This is a genomic window from Pantoea sp. AN62, assembly GCF_050432985.1.
GTDB classification, from domain to species: Bacteria; Pseudomonadota; Gammaproteobacteria; order Enterobacterales; family Enterobacteriaceae; genus Pantoea; species Pantoea brenneri.
The window spans coordinates 58451-76006 of the sequence record NZ_JBNPYB010000005.1; the positions used below are offsets into that span (position 1 = coordinate 58451).

The following is a 17556-nucleotide window of genomic DNA, read 5'->3' on the forward strand; positions in this document are numbered from 1 at the left end:
GTATTGATTTGGCCAAAGCGGCAAAACGCGCATTTGTGTGTAACGAATGCGGCGCAGACTATCCACGCTGGCAGGGGCAGTGCAGCGCCTGTCACGCCTGGAACACCATCACCGAGGTGCGGATTGCCGCCTCGCCTGCTGCGGCGCGTAACGAGCGTCTGAGCGGCTATGCGGGCAGTGCCGGTACCAGTCGGGTACAGAAGCTGTCCGAAATCAGTCTGGAGGCGCTACCGCGCTTCTCGACCAGCTTTAAAGAGTTTGACCGGGTGCTCGGCGGCGGCGTAGTGCCGGGCAGCGCCATTTTAATCGGCGGTAGTCCGGGTGCCGGTAAATCGACCCTGTTGTTGCAGGTGATGTGCCGCCTGTCGGAAGGGATGAAAACCCTCTACGTCACCGGGGAAGAGTCGCTGCAACAGGTAGCGATGCGCGCCCATCGTCTGGGATTACCCACCGAAAACGTCAATATGCTGTCGGAAACCAGCATCGAGCAGATCTGCCTGATCGCCGAGCAGGAGCAGCCGCAGCTGATGGTAATCGACTCGATCCAGGTGATGCACATGGCGGAGATTCAGTCTTCGCCGGGCAGCGTGGCGCAGGTGCGAGAAACTGCCGCCTACCTGACGCGCTTCGCCAAAACGCGCGGCGTGGCGATCATTATGGTCGGTCACGTCACCAAAGATGGCTCGCTGGCCGGTCCTAAAGTGCTGGAGCACTGCATCGACTGTTCGGTTCTGCTGGATGGCGATGCCGACTCCCGCTTCCGCACCCTGCGCAGCCATAAAAACCGATTCGGCGCGGTCAACGAGTTAGGCGTTTTCGCCATGACCGAGCAGGGAATGCGTGAAGTCAGCAACCCGTCGGCTATCTTCCTGTCGCGCGGCGAAGAGGTCACTTCCGGCAGCTCAGTGATGGTGCTGTGGGAAGGGACGCGTCCGCTGCTGGTGGAGATTCAGGCGCTGGTAGACCATTCGATGATGGGCAATCCACGTCGCGTTGCGGTCGGGCTGGAACAGAACCGTCTGGCGATTCTGCTGGCGGTGCTGCATCGTCATGGCGGCCTGCAGATGGCGGACCAGGATGTGTTCGTTAACGTGGTTGGCGGGGTCAAGGTGACCGAAACCAGTGCCGATCTGGCGCTGATGCTGTCGATGGTATCGAGTCTGCGCGATCGCCCGTTGCCGCAGGATCTGGTGATCTTCGGCGAAGTGGGGCTGGCGGGCGAAATCCGTCCGGTCCCCAGCGGTCAGGAACGAATTTCGGAAGCGGCGAAACATGGCTTTAAACGCGCCATTGTGCCGGCTGGCAATGCGCCGAAAAAACCGATCGATGGCATGCAGGTTTTCAGCGCGAAGAAGCTGGCCGACGCGCTGGCGATTCTCGACGATCTGTAATGCGGCTGGCGTCCGCTGATGGCTTGCCGTCAGCGGGCGAGGGCGGCGCGTTCAACCTTATACGCATTCACGCAGGAGGCACGACATGTCGTCGTTTGATTATCTGAAAACGGCCATTCGCCAGCAGGGCCACACGCTGCAACAGGTCGCTGATGCCAGCGGCATGACCAAAGGCTATCTGAGCCAGTTGCTCAACGCCAAAATCAAAAGCCCCAGCGCGCAGAAACTGGAAGCACTGCACCGCTTTCTCGGACTGGAGTTTCCGCGCCGTGATAAAACGGTCGGCGTGGTATTCGGCAAGTTTTACCCGCTGCACACCGGCCATATCTATCTGATTCAGCGCGCCTGTAGTCAGGTGGATGAGCTGCACATCATCATGGGCTATGACGAGCCGCGCGATCGCCAGCTGTTTGATAACAGCGCCATGTCGCAGCAGCCGACGGTCAGCGACCGACTGCGCTGGTTGCTACAGACCTTTAAATATCAGAAAAACATCCGTATCCACGCCTTTAACGAGGAGGGGATTGAGCCGTATCCGCACGGCTGGGACGTCTGGAGTGAAGGGGTCAGCGCGTTTCTCGGCGAGCACGGCATCGCGCCGGATTGCATTTACACCAGCGAAGCGCCTGATGCGGAGATGTATCAGCAGCACCTGGGGATTCGGACGGTGCTGGTCGATCCCGACCGATCTTTCATGAGCATCAGCGGCGCGCAGATCCGTCAGGATCCGTTCCGCTTCTGGGAATATATCCCGACCGAAGTGAAGCCGTTCTTTGTCCGCACCGTGGCGATACTGGGCGGGGAATCAAGCGGCAAATCGACGCTGGTGAATAAGCTCGCTAATATTTTCAACACCACCAGTGCCTGGGAATATGGCCGCGACTATGTCTTTTCGCACCTCGGTGGCGATGAAATGGCGCTGCAATATTCGGACTACGACAAAATCGCGCTCGGTCAGGCGCAGTACATCGATTTCGCGGTAAAATATGCCAACAAGGTGGCGTTTATCGACACCGATTTCGTGACGACCCAGGCGTTCTGCCTGAAGTACGAAGGGCGCGAACATCCCTTTGTTCAGGCACTGATCGACGAATATCGCTTCGATTTAGTCATTTTGCTTGAGAACAATGTGCCGTGGGTGGCGGATGGATTGCGCAGTCTGGGCAGTTCAGTCGATCGTCGCGAATTCCAGTCGATGCTGGTGACGATGCTGCGTGAAAACAATATCGATTTTGTTCATGTGCGTGAGGATGATTACGACACCCGTTTCCTGCGCTGCATTGAACTGGTGAGAGCGATGCTGGGCGAGAAGAACGCCCAGCCGTGATCGAACCAGGGGGACCGGCGCGGCCCCCCTGGCGGACAGATTAATAGACCATCACGACCTTGCCACGCATATGGCCTTCCAGCACCCGCTGATGGGCCGCTTTGAGCGTTTCAACGCTTAAGCCCTGCAGCGTCTCACTCAGCGTGGTTTGCAGCTTACCTTCATCCAGCAAGGCTGCCACGGCATCCAGAATTTCACCCTGGCGCGCCATGTCCGGCGTGTTAAACATGCTGCGGGTGTACATCAGCTCAAAGTGCAGCGCAGCGCTTTTCAGCTTCAGCTGATCCATCGACAGCGGATGCTCGTTCTCAACGATGGTGCAGATGTGGCCCTGCGGCGCAATCAGCTTCGCCATGGTTTCCCAGTGACCGTCGGTATCGTTGAGGCAGAAGATATAATCGACCTGCTTAATCCCCTGTTTCTCCAGTTCACCCGGCATATCTTTGTAGTTAATCACCAGATCGGCACCGCGATCGCGGCACCACTGCGCCGAATCTTCGCGGGAGGCTGTTGCAATGACTTTCACCTTGCTGTGCAGCTTCGCCAGGGGGATCGCCAGCGATCCGACACCGCCAGCGCCGCCCACGATCAGCAGCGTTTGATCCGCGGTCGCCGCGTCGAGATTCAGTCGCTCAAACAATCCTTCCCACGCCGTCAGTGCCGTCAGTGGGATCGCCGCCGATTGCGCCCAGTCGAGGCTCTTCGGCTTGTGGCCAGTGATACGTGAATCGACCAGCTGCTCGGTGCTGTTACTGCCGGCACGGGTCAGATCGCCGGCATAGTAGACTTCATCGCCCGGCTTGAAGTTGCTGACTTTGCTGCCAACTTCCAGCACTACGCCGCTGGCATCCCAGCCGAGAATACGCGGTGCCTGCAGCCCGTTTTTGATTGCGCCTTTGTGAACTTTGGTATCGACCGGGTTGACCGAGGCGGCTTTGACCTCAACCCGCAGGTCGTACTCGCCTGGCGTCGGGGTTTCGGGGAAGATTTCAATGAAGTTCTCAGGACTCTCTGGATTAACAGCAATAGCGCGAATAGACATAGTGGATCTCCTGTGTTGTTACGCTAAGTGTAGAACCTGGATTTAGCGGTGATAAGATGGACAATCTTTCATAGAGTGTTCGTCTGAGGTGAACAATGGCGTTTCGTCAGTGGCAGGACATGGCTCTTTTCGCGCTGGTGGCGGAGTGCGGCAGTTTTACCGGCGCGGCGGAACGCGCCGGTTTGCCAAAATCGAGCGTCAGCCAGCGCATCAGCCAGCTGGAGCACCGACTCGGCATCCGGCTGCTGAATCGCACCACCCGCCAGCTCAACCTGACCTTTGCCGGTGAGCGCTATCTGCTGCACTGCCAGGAGATGATGCAGGCCAGCGAACGTGCCGATCAGGCGATCGCCAGCCTGCGTGAAAACCCCAGCGGCCGGCTGCGCATCACCAGCCCGGCGGGCATCGGCGCAACCCTGCTGGCGCGCTGCAATGCGGAGTTTTTACGGCTCTATCCCGATGTGACGCTGGATATTTCGATCTCAGATGATATTCGCGATCTGGTGCAGGAGGGCTTTGATGTGGCGCTGCGCACCGGTCAGCCGCAGGAGTCATCGCTGATTGGTCGTCGGGTCGGTTACTGCCAGCGGCTGCTGGTGGCCTCGCAGCACTATCTTGATCAGCATCCACCCATTATTCATCCGCAACAGCTTTCTGCCCATCGCTGCATCGCCCATCGTGCCTGGAATGAATGGGTATTACAGCGGGATGAGGAATTTTATCGCTGGCTGCTGCCGCCCGCGCATCTGACCGATAATCTGATCTATGCCCGTGAGTCGGCGCTCGGCGATGCCGGTATCACGCTGCTGCCGCGTTTTCTCACCGATGGAATGATGGCGGACCCGCGTCTGGTGCCGGTGCTGCCGGAGTGGCAGATGGAAGGAAATGAGCTGTGGCTGGTCTATCCGGGACGTAAACTCAATTCCCCGGCGCTGGCACGCTTCGTGGAGTTCGCGCTGCACTCGCCGGTGTTCAGGGAGTTTTATCGTTAATCGAGCAATAAAAAAGGCGGCATTGCTGCCGCCCTTAACACTGTTCTGTTACTTAATTATACGCTTGTACTTGATACGTTTCGGCTCCAGCGCTTCAGCGCCGAGGGTGCGCTTCTTGTACTCTTCGTATTCAGTGAAGTTACCTTCGAAGAATTCGATGTTGCCTTCATCCTGGTAGTCCAGAATGTGGGTCGCGATGCGGTCGAGGAACCAGCGGTCATGCGAGATCACCATCGCGCAGCCTGGGAACTCCAGCAGGGCGTTTTCCAGCGCGCGCAGGGTTTCGATATCCAGGTCGTTGGTAGGTTCATCCAGCAGCAACATGTTGCCGCCAACCTGCAGCAGCTTGGCGAGATGCAGACGACCACGCTCACCGCCCGACAGCTCACCGACGCGTTTACCCTGATCGACGCCTTTGAAGTTAAAGCGGCCGACGTAGGCGCGGCTTGGCATTTCGGTGTTGCCGATACGCATGATGTCCTGACCGCCGGAGACTTCTTCCCACACGGTTTTGGAATTATCCATGCTGTCACGGAACTGATCCACTGACGCCAGTTTGACGGTATCGCCCAGCACAATGCTGCCGGAATCAGGCTGTTCCTGACCGGACATCATGCGGAACAGCGTCGATTTACCGGCGCCGTTCGGACCGATGATGCCGACAATCGCCCCTTTCGGTACGGAGAACGAGAGATCGTCGATCAGCACGCGGTCACCGTACGATTTACGCAGATTGCTGACTTCCAGCACTTTGTCACCCAGACGTGGGCCAGGCGGAATAAACAGTTCGTTGGTTTCGTTACGCTTCTGGTATTCGGTGTTGTTCAGCTCTTCGAAGCGCGCCAGACGGGCTTTGCCCTTAGACTGACGGCCTTTAGTGCCCTGACGAACCCACTCCAGCTCTTTCTCAATCGACTTGCGGCGGGCCGCTTCAGAAGAGGCTTCCTGCGCCAGACGCGCATCTTTCTGCTCCAGCCAGGAAGAGTAGTTACCTTCCCACGGGATGCCTTCGCCACGGTCCAGCTCCAGAATCCAGCCGGCAACGTTATCAAGGAAGTAACGGTCGTGGGTAATCGCCACCACGGTGCCTTCGAAGTCGTGCAGGAAGCGTTCCAGCCAGGCGACAGATTCGGCGTCCAGGTGGTTGGTTGGTTCGTCGAGCAGCAGCATGTCTGGCTTTTCCAGCAGCAGACGGCACAGTGCGACGCGGCGACGTTCACCCCCGGAGAGAGTGGCGATTTTCGCCTCCCAGTCTGGCAGACGCAGCGCATCTGCCGCACGTTCCAGTTGGGTATTCAGGTTGTGGCCATCATGTGCCTGGATAATCTCTTCCAGACGGCCCTGCTCAGCGGCCAGTTTGTCAAAGTCCGCGCCCTCTTCGGCATACAGCGCATAGACTTCGTCGAGGCGTTTTAACGCGCCAACCACTTCAGACAGCGCCTCTTCAACGGACTCGCGCACGGTATGTTCGAGGTTAAGCTGCGGCTCCTGCGGCAGGTAGCCAATCTTGATGCCAGGCTGCGGACGCGCTTCCCCTTCGATATCTTTATCGATGCCGGCCATGATACGCAGCAGGGTGGATTTACCCGCGCCGTTCAGGCCGAGTACGCCGATTTTGGCGCCCGGGAAGAAGCTAAGGGAGATGTTCTTCAGGATGTGTCGCTTCGGCGGAACGACTTTGCCGACGCGGTGCATGCTATAGACGAATTGAGCCACGTTGTATTGAGCCTCTGGGTCTGTTGGTCATTTGGATGATGTCGAAGTTTAGCCTTTTTCACCGTCTAATCACAGCCGGGCCGCGGCGAATATTCCGATGCGTGCCGCAGTTCGGGATAACTGTTTGATTTCCGCACAACCCCGACACTATGCTGCTTTTTTGCCTTAAAAACCGGGAGAGTGACGATGAGAGTATTGATCGCAGCAGATGAACACGCCTGGGGCGGACTGATTCCGTCTATTCGTCAGCGGCTACCGGACGTGGAGTTTGTCGCCTCGGCAGGCCACGCCGCCGAAAGTCTCGCCGGCTTCGATGCGTTGATCCCCGGCATGTGCAAAGTGGACGCGGCGCTGCTGGCGACCGCCGATCGCTTAGCGCTGATCCAGCAGGCGGGCACCGGGCTGGAGGGGATCGACATCGCGGCGGCGAAACAGCGCGGCATCATGGTCGCCAATGTGCCGTCCGACAGCTCAGGCAATGCCGATTCGGTGGCGGAACTCGGTATCTGGATGATGATTGGCCTGGCGCGTCGCTATCACGAAATCGCTGATTGCCTGGCGCAGCAGCAGCTGGGCCAGCCGGTCGGCCTGGGATTGAAGGGCAAAACGGTCGGGCTGGTCGGTTTAGGCGGCATCGGCAAAGCACTGGCGGCGCGGCTCAGGCCGTTTGGCATGCGGATGATCGGCGTCAGGCGTGAAGCCGATGCGGCTTTCGCTCACCAGCACGGCCTGGCGTGGCTGGGTGACATGACTCAACTGCCGCAGCTGTTGCAGCAGGCCGATTTTGTGGTGCTCAGCCTGCCGGATAACCCGCAGACTCACCAGATTATTGACGCCACGGCGCTGGCGCAGATGAAACCGCAGAGCTTTCTGATCAACCTTGGTCGCGGTGGATTAATCGACAAAGCGGCCTTTCTCAGCGCGCTGAAAAACCGGTCGCTGGCCGGGGCCGGGCTGGATGTATTCTGGCAGGAGCCGCCCGATCCGCAGGATGAGGTGTTTCGCTATAACGTCATCGCCACGCCGCACATTGGCGGCGTCACAGATATCTCTCTGGCGGGCAACCTGAGCGGAGTGTGTGACAACCTGCGCCGCCTGCGTGACGGCGAAGCGGTGGCAAACCGCTGGGCGTGAACTTACGGCAGGCGCAGCGGAATCGCCTGTTGTGCCAGCCAGTCCTGCAGCGCCTGATCGGGCGCGCTGTCACTGACCAGCAGATCAAAGCGGCGCAGTTCGGCGATGCGGGCCGGCAGCACCTTGCCATATTTGCTGCTGTCAGCCACTAAAATGCACTGACGCGCCCGCAGCATCGCGTGGTGCTTCATCGCCAGCTCATTGGTGTTGTAGCAGGTTGCACCCTGATCTTTGTCGATCCCGGCCGCCGAGATAAACGCCAGCGTCGGACAGAGATCGTCGAGGATCGAATGGCCGCCGATCGGTGTGAACAGCGCATTATCCGCGTGGAACTCGCCGCCACTGAGGATCACATTGCAGGCCGGTTTCTCCTTTAACGCCAGGAAGGTATTCATAGCGCAGCAGATCGCGGTAAACGGCAGGGTGTCCGGGATCGCATCGACGATATAAGGCAGGGTGGTGCCGCAGTCGAAAAATACCGTGTCATTTTCGCCGATCAGGCTAGCCGCAGCCTGGGCCAGCCGCTGTTTTCGGGCGGCATTCTGACCGTGCTGATCGGTAACAAAGTAGTGGCTGGCGTGGCTCTTCGGGTCGCTGACGATATAGCCGCCCAGCAGCACCACGCTGGAGGCGGGCTCGCTAAGATCGCGGCGAATGGTCATTTCTGACACGCCAAGCAGTTGAGCTGCGTCTTTCAGATGCAGTTTATCGGTGCGTTTAAGCGCCTGAGTCAGCTTGTGGATACGTTCGTCGCGCCGGGTTTCCATGGTCATCTCTGTCTGTTCAGTATCCTGCTGGGCTGATTGAGGGAGCCGGAAACCGGCGTAATCATCGCGACAAACCTAACAGATTTTAAGGAGTTGCGTCCTCTCCGCCAGGCTGATTTTCAATCTTACCTGCAACGGCTAAACCCCGCAAACCTCATCCGCTACCGTCCGGCGGTGATATCAAACCGGCCAGGCGGCGTCCGGCGCGGTGGTGTCCGGTAATGTCTGATTGTTACAATCGTAACACGATGGGCGGCCGTAATTCGGCATATATTGGCAGAACTGCGCCTTCAGGATGTGGTTTTTATCACATATTTAACCTTTTAGAATTGTTATTGTTAATTTTATAACATTTGATGGTTAAAAAACATCCGGGAGAAAACAGTCATGGATATCGCGGTCATCGGCTCAAACATGGTCGACCTGATTACCTATACCAACAGCCTGCCGAAAGCGGGCGAAACCCTTGAAGCACCCGATTTTGCCCTTGGCTGTGGCGGAAAGGGGGCTAACCAGGCGGTTGCTGCCGCCCGAATGGGTGCGAAAGTGATGATGGTCAGCAAAGTGGGCGACGATCTGTTTGCGCCCAATACCGTGGCGAATCTGCAACAGCAGGGCGTGGATACCCGCTTCGTCACTACGGCGGCGGGCACTTCAAGCGGTGTGGCGCCGATCTTTGTCGACGATCGGTCACAGAACCGCATCCTGATTATTAAAGGTGCCAACCAGCAGCTGAAGCCGGCCGATATCGACGCCGCCGCTGAGGCGCTGAAAGCCTGCCAGCTGATCATTCTGCAGCTGGAGATCCCGCTGGAAACGGTCTATTACGCCATCGATTTTGCCCGTCAGCATCAGATCAAAGTGATCCTGAACCCTGCGCCAGCGGTGGCCGATCTCGACATCCACTACGCCTGCAAGTGTGACTTCTTTATGCCTAATGAAACCGAACTGGAGATCCTCACCGGTCTGCCGGTAGCCAGCGATGAGGAGGTGATCGCTGCCGGGCGGTCGCTGCTGAAGCGCGGTCTGAAAAACCTGATTATCACACTGGGCAGTCGCGGTTCGGTATGGATGAACGGCGATACGGTACACCGGGTGGCGGCAACGCCAGTCCGGGCGGTCGACACCAGCGGTGCCGGCGATGCCTTTATCGGCTGTTTTGCCCACCTGCTGGTTAAAACCGGCGATATCGCGGCCGCCATGACCCAGGCTTCGGCCTATGCCGCCTGCAGCGTGACCGGACGCGGCACCCAGCGCGCCTATCCCGACGCAGAGGGTTTTCAGCGCTTTCTTAATCTTCACTGAGGTGATGCTATGCAACAGAAAATTGTTCAGCAATCGGATGGCTACCTGAATAAAACGCCGCGCTTTCAGTTCATTCTGCTGTCGTGCCTGTTTCCGCTGTGGGGCTGCGCTGCCAGCCTTAACGATATCCTGATTACCCAGTTCAAAAGCGTCTTCGCCTTAAGCGATTTTGCCAGCGCGCTGGTACAGAGTGCCTTTTACGGCGGCTATTTTCTGATTGCGATCCCGGCGTCACTGGTGATCCGCAAAACCAGCTACAAGCTGGCGATCCTGACCGGGCTGGCGCTCTACATCCTGGGCTGCGTGGCGTTTTATCCCGCCTCGCACATGGCGACCTACACCATGTTTCTCGCGGCGATCTTTGCCATCGCCATCGGCCTGAGCTTTCTGGAAACCGCGGCCAATACCTACAGCTCAATGATTGGGCATCGGGATCACGCAACTCTGCGGCTCAACATCAGCCAGACGTTCTATCCGATTGGCGCACTGATGGGCATCGTGCTGGGTAAATATCTGGTGTTCCAGGAGGGGGACAGCCTGCAGAGCCAGATGGCGACCATGACCGCTGAACAGGCGCATGCGTTTCGCCTGACGATGCTGGAGCATACGCTGGAACCCTACAAATATCTGGTGATGGTGTTAGTGGTGGTGATGCTGCTGTTTATGTTCACCCGCTATCCGCGCTGCAAACCGCAAAGTAACGAAACATCGCTGCCTTCACTGGCGGAGACCCTTCGCTATCTGGCGACCAACCGTCACTTTAAACGCGGCATCGTGACGCAGTTTCTCTATGTCGGGATGCAGGTAGCGGTCTGGTCGTTCACCATTCGTCTGGCGCTGACGCTGGGCGCAGCCAATGAACGTCACGCCTCTAACTTCATGATCTACAGTTTTATCTGCTTCTTTATCGGCAAGTTCGTGGCGAACTTCCTGATGACCCGTTTCCGCGCTGAAAAAGTGCTGATCGCCTATTCGGTGCTGGGGGTGCTGACGCTGGCTTATGTGATGCTGGTGCCTGACTTTACCGCCGTTTACGCCGCGGTGTTCGTCAGCGTGCTGTTTGGTCCCTGCTGGGCGACCATTTACGCCGGTACCCTGGCGACGGTCGATAATAAATATACCGAAGTGGCGGGGGCGTTTATCGTGATGGCGATTGTCGGTGCAGCATTTGTGCCCGCGCTGCAGGGGCTGGTCTCTGACTCGGTTGGCTCAATGCAGCTGGCGTTTGGCGTCTCGCTGCTCTGCTTCGCCTGGGTCGGTTTTTACTTCTATGGCGAACTGCGCCACAAGAAACAGACCGTGTCCGGCGGTCGTCTGGTGGAGGATGCATCATGAAAACCCGTTTACCGTTGCGCCGTGAGCAATTTCATTTGACCCCTGAGGTTCTGCTGCAGAGCGATGACTTCCGGGTGGAACTGTTCCGTTATCCGGCGGGGATTGAAGCGGTGCGGATCCATAACCGGCGCGGGTCGGTGACGGTGCTGCCGTTCTTTGGTCAGATGATCTGGGATGTGCAGTTTGAAGGGCATACGCTGACCATGGGCAACAGCTTTAAGCAGCCGCTGCCCGGCAATTCGATCATCGACACCTATGGTTGTTTCGCTTTCCACTCCGGACTGCTGGCTAACGGCTGTCCGTCGCCCGAGGACGATCATCCGCTGCATGGCGAAATGCCCTGCGCTCGGATGGACAGTGCGTGGCTGGTGCTGGACGCGGATACGCTGTCACTGGAGGGAGAGTGTGAATATGTCAAAGGCTTCGGCCATCACTATCTGGCCGCACCGGCGGTACGCCTGCATGCCGATCGGCCGCGGCTGCAGATTGAGATGACGGTCACCAATCTGGCCGGTGCGCCGATGCCGTTGCAGTATATGTGTCATCTCAACAGCAGCTGGATTGCGCAGGGACGTTTCCGGCAGTCGATCCCGGATCGGGCATTCCGGCTGCGCACCTCAATACCGGCACATTTACGGCCGACGCCCGCCTGGCGCGACTACACCGCACGGCTGGCGCAGGATCCGCAGGCGTTGCAGCAGCTCGTTCAGCCACAGTTATGCGATCCGGAGATCGTCTTTTTCGCCGACGATCTGCCGCAGTATGGCGATGAGGTGCAGTTTGAGCTGCACGCGCCGGCGGGATACGCCATGATGACGCGCTTCTCTACCGCTCAGTTTCCTCACGCCACCCGCTGGCTGCTGCACAATGCCGACCAACAGGTCGCGGCCTATAGCCTGCCGGCCACCTGTCGGCCGGAAGGGTTTCTGGCGGCGCAGCAGGCGGGCAGCTTAATCACCCTCGCCAGCGGCGAACAACGCCACTTTTCCGTCGAGACCGGATTGCTGTAAACCCGATGCGCGGCCTAAATCGCCACCAGGCCGCGCACGCCATCGGCTTCCATGCTGTCGCCGCGGCCACGCTGCACGATTTCACCGCGCGACATCACCAGATAGCTGTCCGCCAGTTCAGCCGCAAAGTCATAAAACTGCTCAACCAGCAGGATCGCCATATCCCCGCGCTGCGCCAGCTGACGGATCACCGCGCCGATCTCTTTGATCACCGACGGCTGGATCCCTTCGGTTGGCTCATCCAGGATCAACAGCTGCGGCCGACAGGCCAGCGCCCGGCCGATCGCCAGCTGCTGTTGCTGGCCGCCGGACAGATCGCCGCCGCGCCGCGACTTCATGGCAAACAACACCGGAAACAGCTGGTAGATCTCATCCGGCACCTGGCGGGCCTGTGATGCCGGAAAGCGGGACAAACCGAGCAGCAGATTCTCTTCCACCGTCAGCCGCGGAAAAATCTCCCGACCCTGTGGCACGTAAGCAATGCCGGACTGCACCCGCTGGTGCGGTTTACGGCCGTTAAGCTTCTGCTGCTGCCAGTGGATCTCACCCGATTTAGCCGGGATTAACCCCATCAGACATTTCAGCAGCGTGGTTTTGCCCACGCCGTTGCGGCCCAGCAGGCAGGTGATCCCGCCCACTTTTACCTCAAACGACAGGCCACGCAAAATATGACTGCCGCCATAATATTGATTCAGTTCAGTAACCTGTAACATCTCATCGCCCCAGATAAACGTCGATAACCTGCTCATTGGCCTGCACATCACGCAATGATCCTTCGGCCAGTACCTGACCCTGATGCAGCACCGTCACGTGGTCGGCAATGGTTTCGACAAAGCCCATATCGTGCTCCACCACCATCAGCGAATGCTTACCCGCCAGGTTGCGGAACAGCTCGGCGGTGTAGTCCGTTTCAGCGTCGGTCATTCCCGCCGCTGGCTCATCCAGCAGCAGCAGGTGCGGCTCCTGCACCAGCAGCATGCCAATCTCCAGAAACTGCTTCTGGCCGTGCGACAGCAGGCCCGCGCTACGCTGTCGTTCTGCGCCGAGCCGCAGCAGCTTCAGCACCTCATCGATCCGATCCTGCTGCTCGCCATTGAGGCGCGCGCGCAGACTGGCCCACACCGTTTTTTCGGCTTTCAGGGCGATCTCAAGATTCTCGAACACGGTTAACGCTTCAAACACCGTTGGTTTCTGGAACTTACGGCCGATCCCGGCACGGGCGATCTCAACCGGCGACAGGCGGGTAAGATCGCTGTCCTGATCGTAGATCACCCGCCCGGAATCGGGCCGCGTCTTACCGGTGATCACATCCATCAGCGTGGTTTTGCCCGCGCCGTTGGGGCCGATCACGCAGCGCAGTTCGCCGACGCCGATCTGCAACGAGAGATCGCTCAGGGCGCGGAAGCCGTCGAACGAGACGCTGATCTTCTCCAGTTGCAGCACCGGATCGCGCTGCGCCCGATGGCGATCCGCCGGATGAGGTTGAGTAAACAGTGCGTCAGTCATGTTTCCTCCGGCGCAGCAGGCCAATCACGCCGTGCGGCAGAAACAGCGTCACCAGGATGAACATCAGGCCGAGGAAAAACAGCCAGTATTCCGGGAAAGCGACGGTGAAAAAGCTGCGCGCGCCGTTAACAATCGCGGCACCCAGCAGTGGGCCGATCAGCGTACCGCGCCCCCCCAGCGCCACCCAGATGGCGGCTTCAATCGAGTTGGCTGGCGACATCTCGCCGGGATTAATGATCCCGACCTGCGGTACGTAAAGCGCCCCGGCCAGTCCGCACAGCATCGCCGACAGGGTCCAGACAAACAGCTTAAAGCCGCGCGGATCGTAGCCGCAGAACATCAGGCGGTTTTCGGCGTCGCGCACCGCAGTCAGCACCCGGCCAAACTTGCTGCGTGCCAGTGCGAAACCAATCGCCAGGCTCAGCAACAGCAATCCTACCGTGGCGATAAACAGGCCGATGCGGGTGCCGGTCGCGCTCACTGAAAAGCCGAGCAGGGTGGTAAAGCCGGTGAAACCGTTGTTGCCACCAAAGCCGGTTTCATTACGGAAAAACAGCAGCATACCGGCGTAGGTCAGCGCCTGGGTGATGATCGAAAAGTAAACGCCTTTGATGCGGGAACGGAAGGCAAAAAAGCCAAATACCAGCGCCAGCAATCCCGGTGCCAGTACGCTGAGGCACAGCGCCCAGGCGAAGTGCTCGGTTCCGCTCCAGAACCACGGCAGCTCACGCCACGACAGAAAGGACATAAACGCCGGTAAGCCTTCACCTGCCGCCTGGCGCATCAGATACATGCCCATCGCATAACCACCGAGAGCAAAAAACAGGCCGTGACCCAGCGACAGTAATCCGGCGTAACCCCACACCAGGTCGAGGGCCACTGCCACCACCGCATAGCAGAGGATTTTGCCGATCAGCGTCAGGGTATAGGTGGAGATCGCCAGCGGATGGCCGGCGGGCAGCAGCGCCAGAAACGGCATCACCAGCAGCGCCAGAGTGACCACCATGCCGATGCTGAGGGTCAGGCGCGGCGCTTTGCGCGCGGCGCGGAGCGTTATGGGTTGCGTCATCAGTCAGTCACCCTTCCTTTCACCGCAAACAGTCCCTGAGGACGTTTCTGGATAAACAGCACGATAATTACCAGAATCAGGATCTTGCCGAGCACCGCGCCGATCTGCGGTTCCAGCACTTTATTAACAATGCCGAGGCTGAAGGCAGCGACCACGGTGCCCGCCAGCTGGCCGACGCCGCCCAGCACCACCACCAGAAACGAGTCGATAATGTAGCCCTGTCCCAGTTCTGGCCCGACGTTGCCGAGTTGCGACAGCGCCACGCCGCCCAGTCCGGCAATACCAGACCCCAGACCAAACGCCAGCATATCGACCCGGCCGGTCGGCACGCCGCAGCAGTCGGCCATGGCGCGATTCTGCGTAACGGCGCGCACGTTCATGCCAAGACGGGTGCGATTCAGCAACAGCCAGGTGAGTGCCAGCACAAAGATCACAAACAGAATCACGGCGATGCGGTTCCACGGCAGCACCAGGTTAGGCAGCACCTGCAGTCCGCCTGACAGCCACTGCGGATTTGCCACTTCGAGGTTTTGCGCACCGAACAGCATGCGCACCGCCTGAATCAGCATCAGGCTGATACCCCAGGTTGCCAGCAGCGTTTCCAGCGGGCGACCGTAAAGATGGCGGATCACCGTGCGTTCCAGCGCCATTCCGATGGCGGCCGTCACCATAAACGCCACCGGCAGTGCCAGCAGCGGATACCAGGCCAGGTAGTGCGGCGCAAACTGCTGAAACAGGCTCTGTACCCACCAGGTGGCATAAGCACCGAGCATCAGCATTTCACCGTGCGCCATATTGATTACGCCAAGCAGACCGTAAGTGATCGCCAGTCCCAGCGCCGCCAGCAGCAAAACCGAGCCCAGCGACAGGCCGCTGAACGCCTGACCCAGCAGATCGCCCCACATCAGGCGTTTCTGAATCTGTTGCAGGCTGTCGGCGGCGGCGGCACGCACCGTGGCGTCTGGTTCGTTCGCCGGCTGGGTTAAGCGTTGCAGGCTGGCCTGAGTATTGGGATCGCTGGATTCGCCCAGCAGCTTAACTGCCTTCAGCCGCACCATCGGCTGGGCATCTGCCAGCTGCAGGTTGGCCAGCGCCAGCGCCAGTGCGGCATGCACCCGGCTATCCTTTTCGGCGGCCAGCCGCTGCTCAATCAGCGACAGCTGATCGGCTGCGCCGTCATTTTGCAACTGTCGCGCCGCGCGCAACCGCAGTCCGGCATCGTCGCTCACCAGCTGATGCGCCGCCAGCGCGCCGTTGACCAGCACCCGCAGCCGGTTGTTCATAAACAGTTTTTTCAGGCTGCCGTTCGGCTGTGGCTGGGCATCCAGCGGCAGCAACCTGCTGCCCTGCTGGCTGAACGGCTGTTTATTCTGGTCGATGACCACGTTTTCGGCGTGCAGCGCTTCCAGCAGCGGTAACCGGCTGCTGTCTGGCGCGGCAGCCCACTGTTGCAGCAGCGTCGCCTGCTGGCTACGGCTGGCAGCGGCGAAGTCTGCCGCCGGTCCGGCACTGGCAAACAGCGGCATCAGCAGCAGCAGGCTGAAAAGGCAGCGGCAAAGGTTCATAGAGAGGACCTCGTTAAATGGATGGCAGCGGACGATCTGTTTTGCCGTCCGCCATCAGCGCAACGGGCAGGCGCCGGTCGGCAGAGCCGCAGACCGGCGCGTCACGCGCTTACTGCGCGGCTTTCACCGGGTGGTCGGGCTTCTTATCATTACCGGCTATGTACGGGCTCCATGGCTGAGCGCGTACCGGTTGATCGGTCTGCCACACCACGTTGAACTGACCGTTCTCTTCCACTTCACCGATCATCACCGGCTTATGCAGATGGTGGTTGGTCTGATCCATGGTCAGGGTAAAGCCGTCTGGCGCTTTGAAGGTCTGACCGGCCATCGCCGCCCGTACTTTATCCACGTCGGTGGTGCCGGCTTTTTCTACCGCCTGCGCCCACATATGAATACCGACATAGGTCGCTTCCATCGGATCGTTGGTGACCACGCTGGCGGCGTTCGGCAGGTTATGGGCTTTGGCATAAGCACGGTAGTCAGCGACAAATTTAGCGTTGGTCGGGTTATCGATTGACTCAAAATAGTTCCACGCCGCTAACTGACCGACCAGCGGTTTGGTATCGATACCGCGCAGCTCTTCTTCCCCGACCGAGAAGGCCACGACCGGAATATCGGTGGCTTTAATGCCCTGATTAGCCAGCTCTTTATAGAACGGAACGTTAGAGTCACCGTTGATGGTGGAAACCACCGCTGTTTTGCCGCCGGCAGCAAACTTTTTGATGTTTGAGACGATGGTCTGGTAATCGCTGTAACCAAACGGGGTGTAGACCTCTTCGATATCTTTATCCTGGACGCCCTTACTGTGCAGGAAGGCACGCAGGATCTTGTTGGTCGTGCGGGGATAGACATAATCGGTGCCGAGCAGGAAGAAGCGTTTAGCACTGCCGCCATCCTCGCTCATCAGGTATTCAACCGCCGGGATCGCCTGCTGGTTGGGCGCTGCGCCGGTATAGAACACGTTAGGTGACATCTCTTCGCCCTCATACTGCACCGGATAGAACAGCAGGCCATTCAGCTCCTCAAACACCGGTAGCACCGATTTGCGCGATACTGAGGTCCAGCAGCCAAACACCACCGCCGCCTTGTCCTGGGTCAGTAGCTGTCGTGCCTTCTCGGCAAACAGCGGCCAGTTAGAGGCGGGATCGACCACCACCGGCTCCAGCTTTTTCCCCAGCACGCCGCCTTTGGCGTTGATCTCATCGATGGTCATCAGCGCCACATCTTTGAGTGGTGTTTCCGAAATCGCCATGGTCCCTGACAGGGAGTGCATGATGCCGACCTTAATGGTGTCAGCCGCCTGCGCGCCCCAGGCGAGGCCGATGCTGGCAACGGTAGCGGAGAGAGCAAAAGCCTTGAGCAATGAACGTCTTTTCATCGTGTTAAAACCCCTCAAT

General features: G+C 59.0%; 15 protein-coding genes. 7 read left to right on the forward strand and 8 right to left on the reverse strand.

The window, feature by feature from the left end:
* The first annotated feature begins 8 nt into the window (after positions 1 to 8).
* Positions 9 to 1391, forward strand: coding sequence for a DNA repair protein RadA (radA, locus tag FHW04_RS07430; RefSeq protein WP_031376046.1), 1383 nt, complete (start codon positions 9 to 11; stop codon positions 1389 to 1391).
* 85 nt (positions 1392 to 1476) lie between these two features.
* Positions 1477 to 2718, forward strand: coding sequence for a multifunctional transcriptional regulator/nicotinamide-nucleotide adenylyltransferase/ribosylnicotinamide kinase NadR (gene nadR, locus FHW04_RS07435; protein ID WP_031376045.1), 1242 nt, complete (start codon positions 1477 to 1479; stop codon positions 2716 to 2718).
* A gap of 40 nt (positions 2719 to 2758) precedes the next feature.
* Here the strand turns inward: nadR and FHW04_RS07440 are convergent, their stop codons facing one another.
* On the reverse strand, positions 2759 to 3760 hold the full coding sequence (locus FHW04_RS07440; RefSeq protein WP_031376044.1) for a zinc-binding alcohol dehydrogenase family protein: 1002 nt from the start codon (positions 3758 to 3760) through the stop codon (positions 2759 to 2761).
* Between the two features lie 95 nt (positions 3761 to 3855).
* Here FHW04_RS07440 and FHW04_RS07445 point away from each other — a divergent pair, with 95 nt between their 5' ends.
* Positions 3856 to 4752: a LysR family transcriptional regulator gene (locus FHW04_RS07445; RefSeq protein WP_089561354.1), complete on the forward strand. Its 897-nt coding sequence runs from the start codon at positions 3856 to 3858 to the stop codon at positions 4750 to 4752.
* Positions 4753 to 4800: 48 nt separating this feature from the next.
* On the opposite strand, the gene ettA is transcribed toward FHW04_RS07445, so the two are convergent.
* Positions 4801 to 6468: an energy-dependent translational throttle protein EttA gene (gene ettA / locus FHW04_RS07450; protein WP_072051008.1), complete on the reverse strand. Its 1668-nt coding sequence runs from the start codon at positions 6466 to 6468 to the stop codon at positions 4801 to 4803.
* Positions 6469 to 6654: 186 nt separating this feature from the next.
* On the opposite strand from ettA, the gene FHW04_RS07455 reads away from it, so the two are divergent.
* Complete coding sequence (locus FHW04_RS07455) at positions 6655 to 7602, forward strand: 2-hydroxyacid dehydrogenase (protein ID WP_031376041.1); 948 nt, start codon at positions 6655 to 6657, stop codon at positions 7600 to 7602.
* Between the two features lie 2 nt (positions 7603 to 7604).
* On the opposite strand, the gene deoR is transcribed toward FHW04_RS07455, so the two are convergent.
* Complete coding sequence (gene deoR / locus FHW04_RS07460) at positions 7605 to 8369, reverse strand: DNA-binding transcriptional repressor DeoR (RefSeq protein ID WP_031376040.1); 765 nt, start codon at positions 8367 to 8369, stop codon at positions 7605 to 7607.
* A gap of 387 nt (positions 8370 to 8756) precedes the next feature.
* Between deoR and rbsK the strand changes: the two genes are divergently transcribed.
* The 3 genes from rbsK to FHW04_RS07475 are packed head-to-tail and all read left to right on the forward strand — an operon-like array spanning position 8757 to position 12019.
* Positions 8757 to 9674, forward strand: a complete 918-nt coding sequence (gene rbsK / locus FHW04_RS07465; protein ID WP_031376039.1) for a ribokinase — start codon at positions 8757 to 8759, stop codon at positions 9672 to 9674.
* Between the two features lie 9 nt (positions 9675 to 9683).
* Positions 9684 to 11009, forward strand: a complete 1326-nt coding sequence (gene fucP / locus FHW04_RS07470) for an L-fucose:H+ symporter permease (protein ID WP_089561355.1) — start codon at positions 9684 to 9686, stop codon at positions 11007 to 11009.
* Complete coding sequence (locus FHW04_RS07475) at positions 11006 to 12019, forward strand: aldose 1-epimerase family protein (RefSeq protein ID WP_089561356.1); 1014 nt, start codon at positions 11006 to 11008, stop codon at positions 12017 to 12019. Before fucP ends, FHW04_RS07475 begins: the two co-directional genes overlap by 4 nt.
* Before the next feature lie 14 nt (positions 12020 to 12033).
* Here FHW04_RS07475 and urtE read toward each other — a convergent pair whose 3' ends face one another.
* The 5 genes from urtE to urtA form a co-directional block, all read right to left on the reverse strand.
* A complete protein-coding gene (gene urtE / locus FHW04_RS07480) occupies positions 12034 to 12732 on the reverse strand; it encodes an urea ABC transporter ATP-binding subunit UrtE (protein WP_089561357.1) in 699 nt (232 codons plus the stop codon).
* Between the two features lies 1 nt (position 12733).
* On the reverse strand, positions 12734 to 13525 hold the full coding sequence (gene urtD, locus FHW04_RS07485; protein WP_031376036.1) for an urea ABC transporter ATP-binding protein UrtD: 792 nt from the start codon (positions 13523 to 13525) through the stop codon (positions 12734 to 12736).
* Entirely contained in the window at positions 13518 to 14594 is a 1077-nt protein-coding gene (urtC, locus tag FHW04_RS07490; RefSeq protein ID WP_031376035.1) for an urea ABC transporter permease subunit UrtC, read from the reverse strand. The genes urtD and urtC overlap by 8 nt, the downstream gene beginning before the upstream one ends.
* The gene (gene urtB, locus FHW04_RS07495) at positions 14594 to 16159 is read right to left on the reverse strand and encodes an urea ABC transporter permease subunit UrtB (protein WP_089561358.1); all 1566 of its coding nucleotides are present in this window, start codon (positions 16157 to 16159) and stop codon (positions 14594 to 14596) included. The genes urtC and urtB overlap by 1 nt, the downstream gene beginning before the upstream one ends.
* 109 nt (positions 16160 to 16268) lie before the next feature.
* Positions 16269 to 17537, reverse strand: a complete 1269-nt coding sequence (urtA, locus tag FHW04_RS07500) for an urea ABC transporter substrate-binding protein (protein ID WP_031376034.1) — start codon at positions 17535 to 17537, stop codon at positions 16269 to 16271.
* Positions 17538 to 17556: the final 19 nt, after the last annotated feature.